Source organism: Arthrobacter sp. A5, from assembly GCF_051131705.1.
Taxonomy (GTDB): Bacteria; Actinomycetota; Actinomycetes; order Actinomycetales; family Micrococcaceae; genus Arthrobacter_M.
In genome coordinates, this window is record NZ_CP180316.1 from 832,440 (window position 1) to 847,996 (window position 15,557).

13 protein-coding genes are annotated in these 15,557 nt (G+C 66.4%); 8 read left to right on the top strand and 5 right to left on the bottom strand.

All coding sequences use genetic code 11. The annotated features are described in order from the left end of the window. Positions 1 to 21: 21 nt before the first annotated feature. The 3 genes from ACLLJI_RS03885 to ACLLJI_RS03895 are packed head-to-tail and all read right to left on the bottom strand — an operon-like array spanning position 22 to position 3,464. Positions 22 to 1,629 carry an LCP family protein gene (locus ACLLJI_RS03885; protein WP_434618138.1) on the bottom strand — a complete coding sequence of 536 codons (1,608 nt, stop codon included), beginning with the start codon at positions 1,627 to 1,629 and terminating at the stop codon, positions 22 to 24. Positions 1,630 to 1,638: 9 nt separating this feature from the next. After that, positions 1,639 to 2,247, bottom strand: a complete 609-nt coding sequence (gene purE / locus ACLLJI_RS03890; protein ID WP_434618141.1) for a 5-(carboxyamino)imidazole ribonucleotide mutase — start codon at positions 2,245 to 2,247, stop codon at positions 1,639 to 1,641. Continuing rightward, positions 2,244 to 3,464 (bottom strand): 5-(carboxyamino)imidazole ribonucleotide synthase, encoded by a 1,221-nt coding sequence (locus tag ACLLJI_RS03895; protein ID WP_434618144.1) that lies wholly within the window; start codon positions 3,462 to 3,464, stop codon positions 2,244 to 2,246. The genes purE and ACLLJI_RS03895 overlap by 4 nt, the downstream gene beginning before the upstream one ends. A 239-nt stretch (positions 3,465 to 3,703) precedes the next feature. Here ACLLJI_RS03895 and ACLLJI_RS03900 point away from each other — a divergent pair, with 239 nt between their 5' ends. Further along, on the top strand, positions 3,704 to 4,222 hold the full coding sequence (locus tag ACLLJI_RS03900; RefSeq protein ID WP_283560007.1) for a GtrA family protein: 519 nt from the start codon (positions 3,704 to 3,706) through the stop codon (positions 4,220 to 4,222). A gap of 68 nt (positions 4,223 to 4,290) precedes the next feature. Here the strand turns inward: ACLLJI_RS03900 and ACLLJI_RS03905 are convergent, their stop codons facing one another. Beyond that, entirely contained in the window at positions 4,291 to 5,136 is an 846-nt protein-coding gene (locus tag ACLLJI_RS03905; protein WP_434618147.1) for a TIGR03089 family protein, read from the bottom strand. A gap of 410 nt (positions 5,137 to 5,546) precedes the next feature. On the opposite strand from ACLLJI_RS03905, the gene ACLLJI_RS03910 reads away from it, so the two are divergent. The 3 genes from ACLLJI_RS03910 to ACLLJI_RS03920 all read left to right on the top strand — a co-directional run bounded on the left by ACLLJI_RS03910 (position 5,547) and on the right by ACLLJI_RS03920 (position 11,375). After that, positions 5,547 to 6,146 carry a WhiB family transcriptional regulator gene (locus ACLLJI_RS03910; RefSeq protein WP_434618150.1) on the top strand — a complete coding sequence of 200 codons (600 nt, stop codon included), beginning with the start codon at positions 5,547 to 5,549 and terminating at the stop codon, positions 6,144 to 6,146. A 68-nt stretch (positions 6,147 to 6,214) separates the two neighbouring features. Beyond that, positions 6,215 to 9,670 carry a glycosyltransferase gene (locus ACLLJI_RS03915; protein ID WP_434618153.1) on the top strand — a complete coding sequence of 1,152 codons (3,456 nt, stop codon included), beginning with the start codon at positions 6,215 to 6,217 and terminating at the stop codon, positions 9,668 to 9,670. After that, the gene (locus ACLLJI_RS03920) at positions 9,663 to 11,375 is read left to right on the top strand and encodes a DUF5719 family protein (protein ID WP_434618156.1); all 1,713 of its coding nucleotides are present in this window, start codon (positions 9,663 to 9,665) and stop codon (positions 11,373 to 11,375) included. The genes ACLLJI_RS03915 and ACLLJI_RS03920 overlap by 8 nt, the downstream gene beginning before the upstream one ends. 77 nt (positions 11,376 to 11,452) lie before the next feature. Here the strand turns inward: ACLLJI_RS03920 and ACLLJI_RS03925 are convergent, their stop codons facing one another. Beyond that, entirely contained in the window at positions 11,453 to 11,995 is a 543-nt protein-coding gene (locus ACLLJI_RS03925; RefSeq protein WP_434618159.1) for a metallopeptidase family protein, read from the bottom strand. 215 nt (positions 11,996 to 12,210) lie between these two features. Here ACLLJI_RS03925 and ACLLJI_RS03930 point away from each other — a divergent pair, with 215 nt between their 5' ends. From ACLLJI_RS03930 to ACLLJI_RS03945, 4 genes are all read left to right on the top strand, one after another. Beyond that, on the top strand, positions 12,211 to 12,603 hold the full coding sequence (locus tag ACLLJI_RS03930; RefSeq protein ID WP_434621167.1) for a DUF3499 domain-containing protein: 393 nt from the start codon (positions 12,211 to 12,213) through the stop codon (positions 12,601 to 12,603). 124 nt (positions 12,604 to 12,727) lie between these two features. Then, positions 12,728 to 13,048: a Trm112 family protein gene (locus tag ACLLJI_RS03935; protein ID WP_434618162.1), complete on the top strand. Its 321-nt coding sequence runs from the start codon at positions 12,728 to 12,730 to the stop codon at positions 13,046 to 13,048. Beyond that, on the top strand, positions 13,045 to 14,574 hold the full coding sequence (gene ahcY / locus ACLLJI_RS03940; RefSeq protein ID WP_434618165.1) for an adenosylhomocysteinase: 1,530 nt from the start codon (positions 13,045 to 13,047) through the stop codon (positions 14,572 to 14,574). The genes ACLLJI_RS03935 and ahcY overlap by 4 nt, the downstream gene beginning before the upstream one ends. An 89-nt stretch (positions 14,575 to 14,663) precedes the next feature. Then, a complete protein-coding gene (locus ACLLJI_RS03945) occupies positions 14,664 to 15,497 on the top strand; it encodes an MBL fold metallo-hydrolase (protein WP_434618168.1) in 834 nt (277 codons plus the stop codon). The last annotated feature ends 60 nt before the right edge of the window (positions 15,498 to 15,557 follow it).

The window sequence follows — 15,557 nt, forward strand, 5'->3', positions numbered from 1 at the left end:
TTACTCTCCTTGAGCTCGTAGTTATCCGGGCGTGCAGCTGCCGTTATTGGCCAGCAGCGATTCCAGCGTCGCATCGTCGCCCTGCTCGGCGAGCTGCTGCAGGTATTGCTCGGATACCTGCGGCGTCTGTGCGGCCGGCGATTCGGCGGCAGATGCCGCGGCCGCCCGTGTGGCCGGCGCCGATGCCCCCGGCGCCGGGGCCGCGGGTGCGGCACCGGCGTCCGGTGCCGTGGTGACGGCGGCGGAGCTGTTGCCGGCGATCAGGGCCTTGACCCGGGCATGGATCACGTCGAAGTCCGGAGTGGTGGAAAAATTGATGTCGAAATCGGGGGGCCCGATGGTCAACCGGTTGAGGGGGTGCTTCTTGGACTTCAACGCCAGATCAACGAAGCTGCCCAATTGGGCGGCCGGTATATCCGATTCCATCACCTGGGTTCCGGCGTTGAGAATGGACTCGAACTTGGCCAGTACCGTCGCAGGATCCATTTGTTTGAGCAGCGCCTGCTGGATACATTGTTGGCGCTCACTGCGGGAGTATTCAAGCACCCACTGACGTGAACGAGCGTACCACAGTGCCTGCTCGCCGTTGAGGGTCTGTTCGCCGGGGGCGATCCAGCCCTCCGGCGGCGCATGGCTGTAGCCCGCATCATCGAGGGCAGCACCCGTGATGGGCACCCAGCCTGCGGCATTGATCTTGACCCCGCCCAGGGCGTCAATCAGTTTGGAAAAGCCGGACATGTCAATGAGCAGATAGCCCTGGATCTTCAGGCCGAGGGTGCCGCTGGCGGCATCCATCATGGCCGCGGCGCCCGGATCGGCCCTGCCCGGGTAAAGGTTTGCGTATTTTTCTGTGACCTCCGTGTAGAGGAAGTTGATAATGCAGTTGTCCCCGCAGTTATAACCGTCCGGGTACACAGCGTGCATCGGGGAATCCGCCGGGAACTGCGCGTTCTGCAGGTTGCGCGGAATGCTGATGGTCACGGACTGTCCACTGGTGGCGTCTACGCTGACGACGATGATGCTGTCCGGGCGGCGTCCAACCCGGTCCGCACCGGCGTCCCCGCCCATCAGCAGGAAGTTGTACCGGCCATTGACCGGTGCCATATCGGGACCGGCAGAAAAGATGCTGGTGATGGCATTCCGGCTGGCATTGATCAGGTACGCGGCATAACCGACGGAACCCGAGGTCAACACCATGAGCAGCACCAGCACCGCGCTGACAATGCCGCGCATGCCGGGAGCCAGCAGCGCGGGCCGGATGATCCGCAGCGTGTTCAGGAACAGGAAGGCCCAGCCCAGGGCGAGCGCTACCAGCGCGATGACCAGCAGCAGTGAGCTGATGGGGTTGGTGGCCACGCTGAAGAGAATGGCTCGGTTCAGCAGGGCAACCACTGCGGCCAGCATGATCGCGATCCAAACACCAAAGGTGATGCGCAACGCCAGCCGCCCAAGTTTCCGGTTGCCGGCAACAAGCTGTGCACTGCCGGGCAGCACCAGCGTCAACAACAGGAGCATGAAGGCGCGCTTGGTGCGCACCGGTGCCGGCGACCCGTGTGGGTAACGCACCGGGTTCGTCAGCACCGGCGGTTTTCGGGAAACCCGGCTGACATTCGGGCTGCTGATACTCATGGCGGCGGCCTAATCCACTGCGCCGCGCCGCGGAGCGCCCACCAGCCCGGGGAAAACCTGCGCGGCCTTTTCCCGCAGCGAGAGTCCTTTCGCATTCGCCGTGCGGTTGAGCCCCGCGGCAAACTCGGCCAGTTCGCCCTGCAGCCGGATCGCCGTTCCATCCGTGCCACAGGAGAGCATCCGGACCGCCAGCAGTCCGGCGTTGCGTGCTCCGCCGATGGAGACAGTTGCCACCGGAACTCCGGCCGGCATCTGCACGATCGACAGCAGCGAATCCAGTCCGTCCAGCGTCTTCAATGGCACCGGAACGCCGACGACGGGCAGTGTCGTCACGGAGGCCAGCATCCCGGGCAGATGGGCCGCGCCGCCGGCACCGGCGATGATGACGCGGAGGCCGCGGTCCCGCGCGGACTGTCCATAGGACATCATTTCGACGGGCATCCGGTGTGCTGAGACAACGTCAGCCTCGAAGGGAATATCGAATTCGGATAAGGCCTCGGCCGCGGCTTCCATCACGGGCCAGTCCGAGTCCGAACCCATGACGATACCAACGATGGGCACAGCCGCAGCGGAATAGGAATCGGAAGGGCTTGCCGTGTGGTCCAGGTGCTGGCTCATCGGAGCCCCTTCTGTGTGGAATCGGAAGTCTGTGTGGATTCGGAGGTCTGTGTGGGACCCGAAGCCGCGCCGTCCCGGATGATGGTAGCGACCGTCGCCGCCTGGGCCCGGACGGCGGCTACACTTTCGCCGGGGCGGGAGACGACATTCACATGTCCGAGTTTGCGTCCCCGCCGCACGCTCTTGCCGTAACTGTGCACCTTCACGGCTGGACCTGCGGCCAGCGCGGCCGGATACGCGCCGAACAGATCCGTATTAGCGCCGCCAAGGAAGTTCTTCATGACGACTACGTCGCCCAGAATGCCGGTGGCTCCCAGCGGCAGATTCAACACGGCACGCAGGTGCTGCTCGAACTGGCTGGTGACGGAACCGTCCATGGTCCAGTGCCCGGAGTTGTGCGGCCGCATGGCCAGTTCGTTGATCAGGAAACCCTGGCCCTGGCCGGGAGTTTCAAAAAGCTCCACCGCCATCACTCCCGTCACGCCAAGTTCAGTGGCGATCCGCAGCGCGGTTTCCTCTGCGGCGTCCTCCACCACTGGCTGAAGATCCGGCGCGGGCGCGATCACCTCGTCGCAGACGCCGTCCACCTGCACGGACTGCACGACCGGCCACGCCCTCGCCTCCCCGTCCGGTGTGCGGGCCACCAGTGCGGCGAGTTCGCGGCTGAAATCGACCTTCGCTTCCACCAGCAAGGGGCTCATGGCGGTGAACCAGTCCGCGGCGGTGGCGGCAGCACCGGCGTCGTCGAGCACCTTCACGCCCTTACCGTCGTAGCCGCCGCGCGGCATTTTGAGCACCACTGGCCAGCCATGCAGGTCCCCGAATGCAACCACGTCCGGCACCGACGCGACGGCGGACCACCGCGGGTTCGGCAGACCCAGCCGTTCGATTGCGGCGCGCATGACGAGTTTGTCCTGGGCATGGATGAGCGCCTCGGGCCGGGGCTGAACGTTCACGCCCTCAGCTATGAGGGTGCGAAGGTGTCCGGAGGGGACATGTTCATGGTCAAAGGTCAGCACGTCCACGTCCGCGGCAAAGCGGCGCAGCACGTCCAGATCACCGTAGTCGCCGACCGGCGCGTGGGCGACGGCGGCGACGGCGCACACATCCGGCCCTTCGGCCAGAACATGGAGTTCAAAACCGAGGGCGACGGCGGCCGGAGCCATCATGCGGGCCAGTTGGCCGCCACCAACAACACCGATTACAGGAAAAGTCACAGTCCACAGACTACCGAACCGGCCCCGGAAAACCGGGTTCGGCATGCCCAGAAGGGCAATTATCAGGAAATTGGGAGCTACGATCAAGGCTTTTCCCGTAGAATCCTACGTTGGCTGTTATTTTGGCCGGTCCGCCTGCACGCGCTGCCGCAGGGGGTCGGGAGGTGCGCCGGCAGGGCGGGCTGCCCCGACAGGACCGGCAATTCCGTTCTTATTGAGTGCAGCGATCCTGGAGGATCATGTTTGAGTTGGTAGTAACACGCGCTAAGGGACTTTTTGGGTTGTTCTGGCGCGAAGTTGCGAAGTTTGGTGCCGTCGGCGGCATAGCGTTCGTCATTGACACGGGCATCTTTCTCTGGCTGCTGCATGGCCCGATGTCGGACCACCCGACGCGGGCCAAAATTGTCTCCGCCATTGTCGCCACCGTTTTTTCCTGGGTCGCCAACAGGTACTGGACCTTCCGGCACCGCCGCCGTGCCAACATCCTCCGGGAGATCGTGCTTTTCGCCGTGATGAACGGGATCGGCATTGCCATCGCCGGCGCATGCGTTTACGTCTCACACTGGATGCTCGGGTTCACCACTCCGTTTGCGGACTTCGTTGCCGGCAGTGTGATCGGCCTGGTGCTGGGAACCATCTTTCGGTTCTTTGCGTACCGGTTCTGGGTCTTCACCGAGGAACTGGACGCGGACCCCGAGTTTGCCAACGACCATGAGCTGGTGGCGCCAGTGCAGCAGGATCCCACTGCCCGCAACTGAGCGCGGGTGACGGTCCTGGGCCCCGGGGCAGATACCGAGTGTGTCAAGGCGCGGCTGAGCCTTATGGGTCAGCGGCCGGAGGTGACCCGCTCAGATGCGAGCAGCCGGTCTTCGATCTGGACGGACGGATGCACCAGCAGTACCGAACCGCCCGCGGCCCAAATGCCCAGTGCTGTGCGCACGGTGGGTTCCAACCCTGCGTCCGCGCGCAGGAGCACCCGCTCCGGCTGCCCGAATGGAACCGCGTAGCCGTCCATCAGGGTGCCGAAAGTGACGGGAGCCGTGTTCAAGGAAGGGTCCGGCGCGGCTGCAGAACCACCGGTAACGGTGCCGTCGCCGTTATTGTTTCCCTGGACGGCACGGTGTACGACGGCGGTGTCCGTCATGGCCGGCTGGTCAAAGGGCATAAAAACGTCCCCGTGTGCGCGCACCTCGGCAGCATAGTCGATGACACCGCCCGGCAGGTCTCCATGCCAGCGCATGTCCAACGCTCCCAGCGCCACGGCGACGACCAGGGACCCGTCCATGCTGGTGGCCGGAAGCCCGGGATCGGCGGTAACCACGACATCGGTAGTCGTTTCATCAGTGTCCGTGCCGTCGGCTGCCGCGGCAGCCGGCGCCGGTGCCCCGGACCCGGCGGTGAAGACCACCGTGGCCCCTGCCTGCCAGGCTGCCAGCAGCCAGCAGAGCGAGCGCCAGTGCGCCGGCATGTCCACGCCGACCGTGCTGCCGGGTCCGGCGTCCAGCTCGTCCACGGCAAAGTTCGCAGTCTTGGCCACCCAGTTGTCCAGCACCCTTCCGGAAAGTTCCACCCTTTCGCCGTCGGGCCCGTACCAGGTCAGCCGGGGCGCGGTGGCATCGACACTTCGGAGAGTGGCCATGAGATCGGATATGGTGAACATTTTTCCCGGCATGTACTCATCCTGCCATCAGGAGCCGCCAGCACGGAGTGCCGGCGGCCAGTGAGTGCCGAAAGCCAATGAGTGCCGAAAGCCTGCAATCCGGTCTGCGTCGATGTGATATTGCCCACTTTCCCGGCCGGCGCGTATCCGGCGGCTCGGCATGAAAAGCGTGTACTTTCGCGGGCATCATCGCGGCGGCGATTAAAGCAATCCGCCACGCCCGGGATAGCCCATCCGGATGTCGGGCGTGGCGCGGCGCGTCCGACGGGCCGTTTGTGGATAGGATCGCCTCCCGCTTGACGCACCCTGTCTTACAACGGTGTAATTAGAACCACGCCACGTCGTTGCCGGCGGTTGCAACGAACCGGAAGCCGGGCCAACGGCCAATTCTTTTACCGCAGCGGACACACAGGAGGACGACCATGGGACAAGCGGAACGCAGTGCAGCTTCACCGGCACAACGCTCGACGGCTGGTTCTATAGCGGCGACCGTCCTGGGCGGCCAGTCCGCCGTGCAGGGGCAGGCTGCGGAGCAGTATCGCTCGCTTGGTGTCCCCAGCGACTGGTACGTCGATCCGGCGGATCCGCTGGCTGCCGAGCGGTACCACCAGAGTGCCCGGGAGTCCCTCGAGGATCAGGCGACGGCGTTCCTGGCCGATCACGAAGCGCAGGAGTTGGGTGACGATCTGGCCGAGGATCCGACGGACCCGCCCCTGGAGCTGCTCGTCAAGCCGGTGCAGGGACTTCCCCAGCCGGTGTGGATCGGGCTTCCCTCCAGAAGTGATGACTTCAGCGACGAGGGTGAACTCGGCTGGCAGACCGACGCGCTGTGTGCGCAGACTGACCCGGAAGCGTTCTTCCCCGAAAAGGGCGGCTCGACCAGAGACGCCAAAAAAGTCTGCGGCGCGTGCAACGTCCGCGCCCAGTGCCTGGAATATGCGCTGTCCAATGACGAACGGTTTGGCATTTGGGGTGGACTGTCCGAGCGTGAACGTCGCCGGCTACGGAAGCGAGCGGTCTAATTTCTGCTGCAGTAAGAGTCACCGCCATCGTTATTGCCCACGATGGTGAAAAATATCTCCCCAGAACATTGGCGGCGGTTGCCGCCCAGACCCGGCCGGCCGACACCGTGATCGGAGCCGATACCGGGTCCCGGGATGGCTCGCTGGACCTCCTTGAGGACGCCCTCGGCAAGGGAAAGGTCATCACCCACGCTTCGCACCGGGGAGGATTCGGTTCCGCCGTCCGGGCCGCGGCAGACCAGCTAGCCCCGCTTCCCGAGGCCGGTCCCATTCCGGACTCCGAATGGCTCTGGCTGCTGCACGATGACGCTGCACCCGCCCCGGATGCGCTGGCCGAACTGCTGCACGCGGTTGAACGGGCACCGTCGGTGACCGTGGCCGGGTGTAAACAGCTGGACTGGGCCGAACCGCGCAAATTGGTGGATGTCGGTTTGTCCGCCAGCCGCGGGGCCGAGCGCATTACCTTGATTGACCGCGATGAGCATGACCAGGGGCAGCACGACGGCCGCAGCGATGTGTTTGCCGTCAACTCCGCTGGCATGCTTCTGCGCCGCGACGTCTGGGAGGAGCTGGACGGTTTTGATCCGGCGCTGCCGGGCACCGGGGACGACATCGATTTCTGCTGGCGAAACCGGCTGGCCGGCCACCGCGTCGTCGTGGTTCCGCAGGCCAGGGTCTTCCACGTCGCCCACCCACGCCGCGGTTTGGCTACTCCTAAGGCCGCCCGTAAGGCGCAAATCCACCTGCGCCTCAAGCATGCCGCTTGGTGGCAGGTCCCGTTCTTGGCCCTTGGTGCGTTGTTCGGCGGCGTGTTCCGCCTGCTGACCGGGATCGTAGTGAAGGAGCCCGGCTATGGTGCCGGGCAGTTCATGGCTACCTGCGCCGCACTGGCCCGCCCCCTGACGGTGCGGCGCAGCCGGGTCATGGCCGCGACGACCCGGGTTCTTCCACGATCGGTGATGCGCGGACTCCAAGCCAGCGGCCGGGAGATCCGTTCACATCGACGCTCGCTGCTTGATTTGTTCGGCGAGCCCGTCGCGTGGACCGACCCGGACGACGCATCCTCCCAGCTGGTTCCGAGCGGGGACGCTGCCGACGATTTTGCCGCCATCAGCACGGCCACCCGGCTGCCGGCCGCCGCGGGAGCCATTGCCGCCACCGTACTACTGCTCGCCGTCGGCCTGGTTTGTTTGTTCCCTCTGATCGGCTCCGGCGCCGTTGCCGGCGGTGCCCTTCTGCCGCTTTCGACCGGCCTCGGCGGGATCTGGCACAACGCCTCCACCTGGTGGATTGCCGTGGGGGCCGGTCTGCCCGGACACGGGGATCCCTTTGGCTACGTGCTCTGGCTGCTGGCGGTAGTCGGATTCGGGAATGGCTCTGCCGCCGTTGCATGGCTCCTCATTCTGGCGCTGCCGCTGGCCGGGCTGGGCGCCTGGTTCGCCACCGGTGCCCTGACGCGGCACCGCTGGCCCCGTTTCACCGCAGCTCTCATCTGGGCCTCGGCACCGGCCCTTCAGGTTGCCATCGGCCAGGGGCGTCTGGGCGCGCTGCTGGCACATGTACTGATGCCCTGGGTCCTGCTGGGCCTGATCCGCGCCGCTGGCGCAGCCGCGGGACGCCCCGGACCGGCGGCAGCCGGGCAGGTGACGCCCCAGCCGGTTCATTCCCGCCGTTCCGCAGGACGCACCTCGCGGACTGTGACTGTTCCGGTCGGCCGACCCGGGACCGGACGGGTTCCGTCCTGGACGGCGGCCGCCGCAGCCGGTCTTGGCCTAGCTGTCATCACGGCCTCCGCGCCGTCACTCCTGGTGGCCGCCGTCGTCGGCCTCGGTCTTGCCATGGTGCTGCTGGGCCGGCGCGGCCGCACTCTCTGGTGGGCGCTGCTCCCGAGCGCGGCCATGTTCGTGCCCTTCATCATTTCCACGCTGGACCAGCCACGGGCCATCCTCGCGGATCCGGGGGTCCCGCTGTCCTATGTCAATGCGCCGCTGTGGGAACAAATACTCGGCCAGCCGGTACAGATCGGGACCGGCGCCGGCATCAACGCCCTGCCCTGGTTCACCGCCGGCGGCTTCCCCTGGGCACTGGCAGCGATGCTGCTGGTGGGCGCGCCGGTGGTGCTGTTGGCCGTTGCCGCCCTGCTGCTGCGCACCCTTCATGCCGGCATGGTCCGGGCGCTGTGGGGCGTTGCGGTGCTGGGGCTGATCAGCGGCTATCTCAGCGGCGGCATCGCGGTCGCCCTCGGCGGCACCTTCCTGGTCACGCCTTTCAGCGGTCCCAGTGTCTCCGTCGGAGCGTTTGCCCTCTTGGGCGCGGCGGTGCTCGGCCTGGACGCGCTGCTGCAGCGTGCACATCAGGGGGCCGGCACGGTGACACGCCGTTACCGTGTCACCGCGGTGCTGGTATCGGTGCTGCTGGTGCTTTGCCCCGCGGCCAGCCTCACACTGTGGGTGGCGCAGAATCTTGTCCACAGCAACGATCAGGCAGCGGATAGGTCCCTGGCGCTGGAGGCCGGACCGCAAAGTGATATTACGTCCAAGCCGGCGCCGCTTGCCGCAGCGTATGGTGTCCCCCCGCTGATCCGTCCCAGTGCCGCGCGGACCCTGCCGGCTACCGCGGCGGACCGCGGGAACGGCACCGAGCGCGCCCGGACCCTGGTGTTGAGCATCAATGCCGACGCCAGCGTCAGCGCGGCCCTGATGCGGGGCGCCGGAACCACTTTGGATTCGCTCTCAACGATTGCGTCCGCCCGGGACATCACCGGCTCGCCCGGCTCGGAGACCGTGCGCGGGGATGACGCAGCCACAGCGTCCGTCCGGAAGGCAGTCGCGACCATCGTGGCCGGGACGGGTGTTGATCCGCGGCCGGAGCTGACCGAGCTGGGCGTGGGGTTCGTCGTCCTGCAACACGGCGACACCGCCGCGGAACTGTTGGCCAGTCAGATTGAAGCCGTTCCGGGACTGGCGACGGTTGGCCCGACCGACGTCGGATGGCTCTGGCGGGTGACACCTGGTGCCATCGCCGGGCAGACACCCGAGGTTGGTTCGCGGGTGCGGATCATTGATGCCGCCGGCGCTACCGTTGCCTATCTGGGTTCCGAAGTTGTGGATGTACATGCGCGGATCGAGGCCGGCGACGCGGGCCGCCGGCTGGTGCTCGCGGAGCGGGCGGATTCCGGCTGGACCGCCCGGCTGAATGGGGAGAACCTGACGGCGACGGGCTCCGGCTGGTCGCAGGCCTTCACGCTACCGTCCTCCGGCGGCCAGCTTGAGGTCCGCTATGAAAAGCCGTGGTTCACCCTGTGGAACCTCGTGCAGATCATTGTGCTCGGGCTGACGTTGCTGATGGCCATACCGATGCCGGCCCGACGGCGACGCGTAGCCGCGCCCGGCGCCGGCCCTGGTCCTGGACGGGTGCCGGACGTCGGCGCGAAAGCGCCCGATCCGGGCGCCGCTCTCGGGGCCAGCTTGGAAGCAGCACCCGGACACGACGCAGCGATACATAAGGTAGGAACCCGTGGTTGAGGAACCCAAGGCGGCCGGGAAACCTGCGGCGAAGACGGCCGCGAAACCTGCAGTGCAGACGGCGCGGAAGGACCCGAAAGGGCTCGGGTCCGGGCGGCGCCGGCGCGGCGCCGTGCTGTCCGTTCTCGCCGGCTGCGGCATCGCCGTCGTAGCCGGAGCCGTCGTCGCGGCGGGATCGGTCACCCCGCAGATCTCTGCTGCAGCCACCGTGAAACCCCCGGTTGCCGCGCTGCCGGCGGGCCAAAGCGTGACGAATTGTCCGGGGCCGGCTCTTCTGCTGGACGGCTCGACAGGCGGGACGGATCCGCAGTTTTCCGCGGCGTCCAGCAGTTCCAGCTCGGCGGTGACCGCGATGGTGCTGAGCTCCGCCTGGGGCATCCTGCCCCACAGCATCCTGGCTCCGTTGCCGGGAGGCACGCCGCTGGCAACCCTGGCCAGCGCGCCGGACGCCGGTTCTGCCAGCACCGGCAGCACCCCCAGCACCGTCGCCAGCCCCAGCACCGGGGCAGCCGGGGACCAGCGCAAGGCGGTCGTGCTTGGAAATCAGGCGGTCAGTGATGCCTCGGTCCTGCGGGCGGACCCCGTGGACGCCCAACGTGCCGCCGTCGGCGCGGTGATGTCCTACTCCGCCGCGGACGGTGATCTGGCGGGTCTGGCCGTGGCCGGCTGCCAGCAGCCGTCCAACGATCTGTGGCTTGCGGGCGCCAGCACGACCGTGGGACGCACGGCAGTTCTGAACATCTCGAATTCGTCACAGACTGCGGCCACCGTGAATCTTGACCTGTACGGCGATGATGGCCCGCTGCAGGCCCCGGGGGCCAAGGGCCTGCTGGTGCCACCGGGAACCAACAGGGCCGTGGTCCTGGCTGGGCTTGCATCTGGACAGAGTGGCCTTTCGGTCCATCTCAAGAGCACGGGCGGTCCCGTGGCGGCGACCGTCCAGCAGTCCGTTCTGCGCGGCCTTACCGCCGGCGGAGTGGACGTCATTGCGCCCGCGAACGTGCCGGCAGCGCGGCAGGTGATCACCGGCGTCGCGGTCCAGGATCCGGCATTAGCGGCATCGCTGGCCGCACAATCCGGTTACGCGGACGCCGCCGCTGCGCTGCAGGTCACCGTCCCGGGAACGGCCGACGCGCTGGTCCAGGTCAAGGTCTACGGCTCCGGCGGGCAGCAGCCGCTGCCCAATGGTGGTGTTTTCACGGTCAAGGCCGGGGCCGTATCGGAGCTGGCGCTGACCGGGCTGCCTGCGGGAACCTACACCCTCGACGTCGGTTCGGACATTTCCTTCACCGCCACGGCACGTGTGGTGAGCGGTCTCAAGACCGGAGACGCCGTCGACTTCGGCTATTCGGCAGCCGGGGCCAAGCTGGGGGACGGCCAGCTCATCACGGTTCCGCAGGGCCCGGTCTCGGCCCTGTCCTTTGGCGTTCCAGCGGGCCGCGCCAAGGTGTCCCTGACGCCGGTCACCGCGGCGGGCAAACTACTGGCGGTCAAGACCGTCGACGTCGCCGGTGGAACGACTGTTACTGTTGACCCGGCACAGCTGGCCGGTGAAGCGGTGGCAGGTTTCATCCTCTCCGCCACGGGAGATGCTGTCTACGGCGCGCAGGTGCTGGGCAGCAAAGACAAGGCAGCCGTTTCGGTGCTGGGCGTGCCCCGCGGGGTCTCCGGGCCGCAGGACCTCAAGGTGGTTCTGGGGTACTGATCCAGACAGCCACTTTTGCAGACAGCCACTTTTGCAGACAGCGGGGGGAGGCGGTTGAGCCGGTTGAAGCGCCGGCGCTAGTAGCGCCGGAACCGGCGGTAGGCAGGGTCGACGGCATCTGGGGAAAGGTTGAGCAGCCCGGCAACCTGCTCGATGACCACTTCATGGACGATTTCCCGCAGCTCGTCCTGGTTATCGGCCAGCTGTTCGACGGGCCGGCGGTAGATCGTGATCACGGCGGGAGTGTCCGCGGCGGCGGGCCGGAAGAACGCCATCGGCACTCTTTCGCCCGTGCCCGTCAGACTCTCGAGGGAACCTGGAATATCCTCGACGGCGAATTCGACCGCGTCGAGCGCGTCCCCCCAGAGCTCGCTGAGCCGTTCCGCCGAGTCCATCAGCAGCTCGTTGAATTTTTCCGCCCGGGTCAGCGACCCCGGAAGGGCCGGCAGCATCAACTCGCCGCGCAGGCCGCGATCATGGCGGTTCCTGCGGCGCGCTTGGAATGCACGCCCGCGGGGGGTGGGTTCGCTGCCCGGGGCTGCAGGGGAAATGACCGTACCATCGGACATGACCGCATCGAAAACTACGGTGAAGCCGGCGCCGCTGGACTCGAACTGCATACAACGACTTTAGGCCTCCGAGCAGACTTTAACCGAAAACGGCGGCCTCTTTCCGGTCCCCTTGAAGGCCGCCGTACCCTGAGCCGGCCGGTCGGGATGTGCCGGTTTGAAGGCGCTGTTCCCTATTCATGGCCACCTGTCTGGCCAATCGCCGTCGTCGACTCGTCAGCGCGTCTGAGCGCGAACGTTATTAAAGGCGGGTAATCTTGTACACCGTGGGTACCATGCGCATGTGTTCAAGATCCGGCTGCCGAGAATCGGCAATCGCCACACTGACGTACGTATATGCCGATTCCACGGCCGTCCTTGGACCGCTGGCGACATTTGCGGAGCCGCACAGTTACGATTTGTGTTCCCTGCACGCGGGCCGGCTCAGTGTTCCGCGTGGCTGGGAGGTTCTGCGGCTGGCCATGCCGTCGACACCTGCCGGGCCGGGCCCCGACGACCTGCTGGCACTCGTCGACGCCGTGCGGGAGGCGGCCTGCGTCCCCGACGAGGATACCGCGCCGTTGGCGCAGCGCGGCACAAAATCGGCCCTCGAACCGCCGGTGGGCACGGCCGCCGGCCAGTCGGCGCGTCGCAGTCATTTACGCATTCTGCGCGACTGAGGGCCCGGTACTAGGCTTGAACAACTACGGGACGCAACAAGGGCGGATTGTCCGGCTTACTGGTGTTTGCCGGTTTACCTGTTGCCCTGTCTGCCTACTTTACCTAGTTTGAGGGAGCGAGCCCATGCCGCATGTCAGAGATGAACTCCTGGCAGTTCTTCGATGTCCCGTGACCAGATCCTCCCTGCGGCAGGACGGTGAAGAGCTGGTCAGCACGGTTCCCGGACCGGACTCCCATCCGCTGCGCTACCGCATCGAGGACGGAATTGTGCTGTTGCTGTCCCCGGAGCAGCTTTCCGATGCAGTGGCGGCCGGGTCGGACCAGCATGACGCCGGCGCCACGGACGCACCTTCCGATGCCACAACCTTCGCTGCCGCCACCTCACCTGACGCCACCTCTCCTGACGCCACCCCTCCGATGTCCAGTAAGGAACCCCGCAGATGACTCCCGAGCCCAACACCTGCGAAAGCTTCGACTACAAGATTGCCGACGTCACGTTGGCGGAGGCCGGACGCCACCAGATCCGGCTCGCCGAGCATGAAATGCCCGGGCTGATGTCGCTGCGGACGGAGTTCGGCTCCACGCAGCCGCTGCGGGGCGCGCGGATCGCCGGTTCGTTGCACATGACCGTGCAGACCGCCGTTCTGATCGAGACGCTGGTGGCGCTCGGTGCTCAGGTACGCTGGGCCTCCTGCAACATCTTCTCCACCCAGGACGAGGCCGCCGCCGCCGTCGTCGTGGGGCACGGCACCGAGGCTGACCCGAAGGGTGTCCCCGTTTTCGCCTGGAAGGGTGAAACGCTGGAGGAATACTGGTGGACCGCGCTGCAGATCCTCAGCTGGCCCGGGGCGGATGCCGATCCCGAGCTTGGCCCGAACATGATTCTGGACGACGGCGGAGACGCCACCATGCTGCTGCACAAGGGTGTTGAATTCGAGGCCGTCGGTGCGGTCCCGGCCGGCACCGACGCCGATCCGGAGGAATACCGGATATTTCTCGATGTACTGCGGGAAACGCTGTCCCAGAACGGACAAAAGTGGACCCGCGTGGCCGCCGGAATCAAGGGCGTCACCGAGGAAACCACCACCGGGGTCATGCGGCTCTACCAGCTCGCCGAGCAGGGCAAACTGCTCTTTCCCGCCATTAATGTCAATGACTCGGTCACCAAGAGCAAGTTCGACAATAAATACGGGATCCGGCACTCGCTGCCGGACGGACTGAACCGGGCCACGGACGTTCTCATGGGCGGGAAGGTCGCCGTCGTCTGCGGTTATGGCGACGTCGGCAAGGGCGCCGCCGAAGCACTTCGCGGACAGGGCTCCCGGGTGATCGTGACCGAGATCGATCCGATCTGCGCGCTGCAGGCGGCCATGGACGGTTACCAGGTCGCGAAGCTGGAATCCGTGCTTAGCGAGGGACACATTTTCATCACCACCACCGGCAACAAAGACGTGATTATGGCCGAGCATATGGCCAGGATGCGGAACAAGGCGATCGTCGGCAACATCGGACACTTCGATAATGAGATCGACATGGCCGGGCTGGCGCGGGTTCCCGGCATCCGGAAAGTCGAGATCAAGCCCCAGGTGCACGAATGGATTTTCGCTCCGGACGGCAGCGCAGACGACGGCGGCGGCACGGAGCCGCGCTCCATCATTGTGCTCTCCGAGGGCCGTCTGCTGAACCTGGGCAACGCCACCGGCCATCCGTCCTTCGTGATGAGCAACTCATTTGCCAACCAGACCATCGCGCAGATCGAAATCTTCAGCAGACACGGGCAGACGGATGCCGAGGGCAAGCCCGAATACGAAAACCAGGTCTACGTGCTGCCGAAGATTCTCGACGAAAAGGTGGCCCGGCTGCACCTGGACGCGCTGGATGTCGAGCTGACCGAGCTGTCCAAGACGCAGGCGGAGTACCTCGGACTGGACGTTGCCGGCCCCTACAAATCGGAGCAGTACCGCTACTAAACGTCAATCGACTGAGCCGCAGATGCTCTGTTGGGGCCCGACGGAGGCACCTATTGCTCAGCAGATGGGCCCTGCGGGGAGGAGGCGGCATGGACGCAGTGGATTTAGTGGATTCCGTCGGGTGGACGCGCAGCAGCGCGCTGACTTGGAGCAGGCTGGCGCCCAACCCGGGCCCCATGACGCTGGACGGTACCAACAGCTACATCATTTCAGCGCCCGGTTTCGCCGGTGTGGTGGTCGTGGATCCGGGGCCGGTGGACGAGCCGCATCTGCGCGCGCTCGCCGGCCGCGGAATGGTGGAACTGGTGCTGATAACCCATTGGCACCGGGACCATACAGCCGGCAGCCGCAGGTTCCGAGACCTAACCGGGGCGCCGGTCCGGGCCCTGGCCGCGGCGTACTGCCTGGGCGGCCAGCCGTTGCAGCCGGGGGAGCGGATAACGGCCGCCGGCGTCCGCATCGAGGTCATCGCCACGCCCGGGCACACGGCCGATTCCGTATGTTTCTGGTTGCCTGACGACGGCCCGACCGGCTCGGTGCTGACCGGCGACACCATTCTGGGCCGCGGCAGCACCGTGATCGATTACCCGGACGGCCGGCTGGGGGCCTATCTGCGCTCGCTTGAAACCCTGGAACGGATGGGCCCAGCGCGGTTGCTTCCGGCGCATGGCCCGGTATTGCCGGATCTGGCTGCCGCGTCCGGCGCCTATCTGGCGCACCGGAACGAGCGCCTCGTCCAGGTCCGCGCCGCGCTGGAGCAGCTGGGGCCGCAGGCTTCGGCGGCCGGCGTCGCCGCCGTGGTCTATGCCGACACGCCCGTCGAGGTCCGGGCCGCCGCGGAATTGTCCGTTGCAGCCCAGCTTGAATTTCTGCGTGGCGGGAGCACCGCCGTCCGCGGTGCTCGGGCCGATGACGTAAAATAGAACGGCAGCCGCTATGGCTGCCGTGCGCGGGCATAGTTAATGGCCCCGTATTTTCGTTGG

Coding starts and splice junctions, on each gene's coding strand:
- ACLLJI_RS03885 (WP_434618138.1), bottom strand. CDS start 1,629: ATGAGTATCAGCAGCCCGAATGTCAGCCGGGTTTCCCGAAAACCGCCG.
- purE (WP_434618141.1), bottom strand. CDS start 2,247: ATGAGCCAGCACCTGGACCACACGGCAAGCCCTTCCGATTCCTATTCC.
- ACLLJI_RS03900 (WP_283560007.1), top strand. CDS start 3,704: ATGTTTGAGTTGGTAGTAACACGCGCTAAGGGACTTTTTGGGTTGTTC.
- ACLLJI_RS03905 (WP_434618147.1), bottom strand. CDS start 5,136: ATGCCGGGAAAAATGTTCACCATATCCGATCTCATGGCCACTCTCCGA.
- ACLLJI_RS03910 (WP_434618150.1), top strand. CDS start 5,547: ATGGGACAAGCGGAACGCAGTGCAGCTTCACCGGCACAACGCTCGACG.
- ACLLJI_RS03925 (WP_434618159.1), bottom strand. CDS start 11,995: ATGCAGTTCGAGTCCAGCGGCGCCGGCTTCACCGTAGTTTTCGATGCG.
- ACLLJI_RS03935 (WP_434618162.1), top strand. CDS start 12,728: ATGCCGCATGTCAGAGATGAACTCCTGGCAGTTCTTCGATGTCCCGTG.
- ahcY (WP_434618165.1), top strand. CDS start 13,045: ATGACTCCCGAGCCCAACACCTGCGAAAGCTTCGACTACAAGATTGCC.
- ACLLJI_RS03945 (WP_434618168.1), top strand. CDS start 14,664: ATGGACGCAGTGGATTTAGTGGATTCCGTCGGGTGGACGCGCAGCAGC.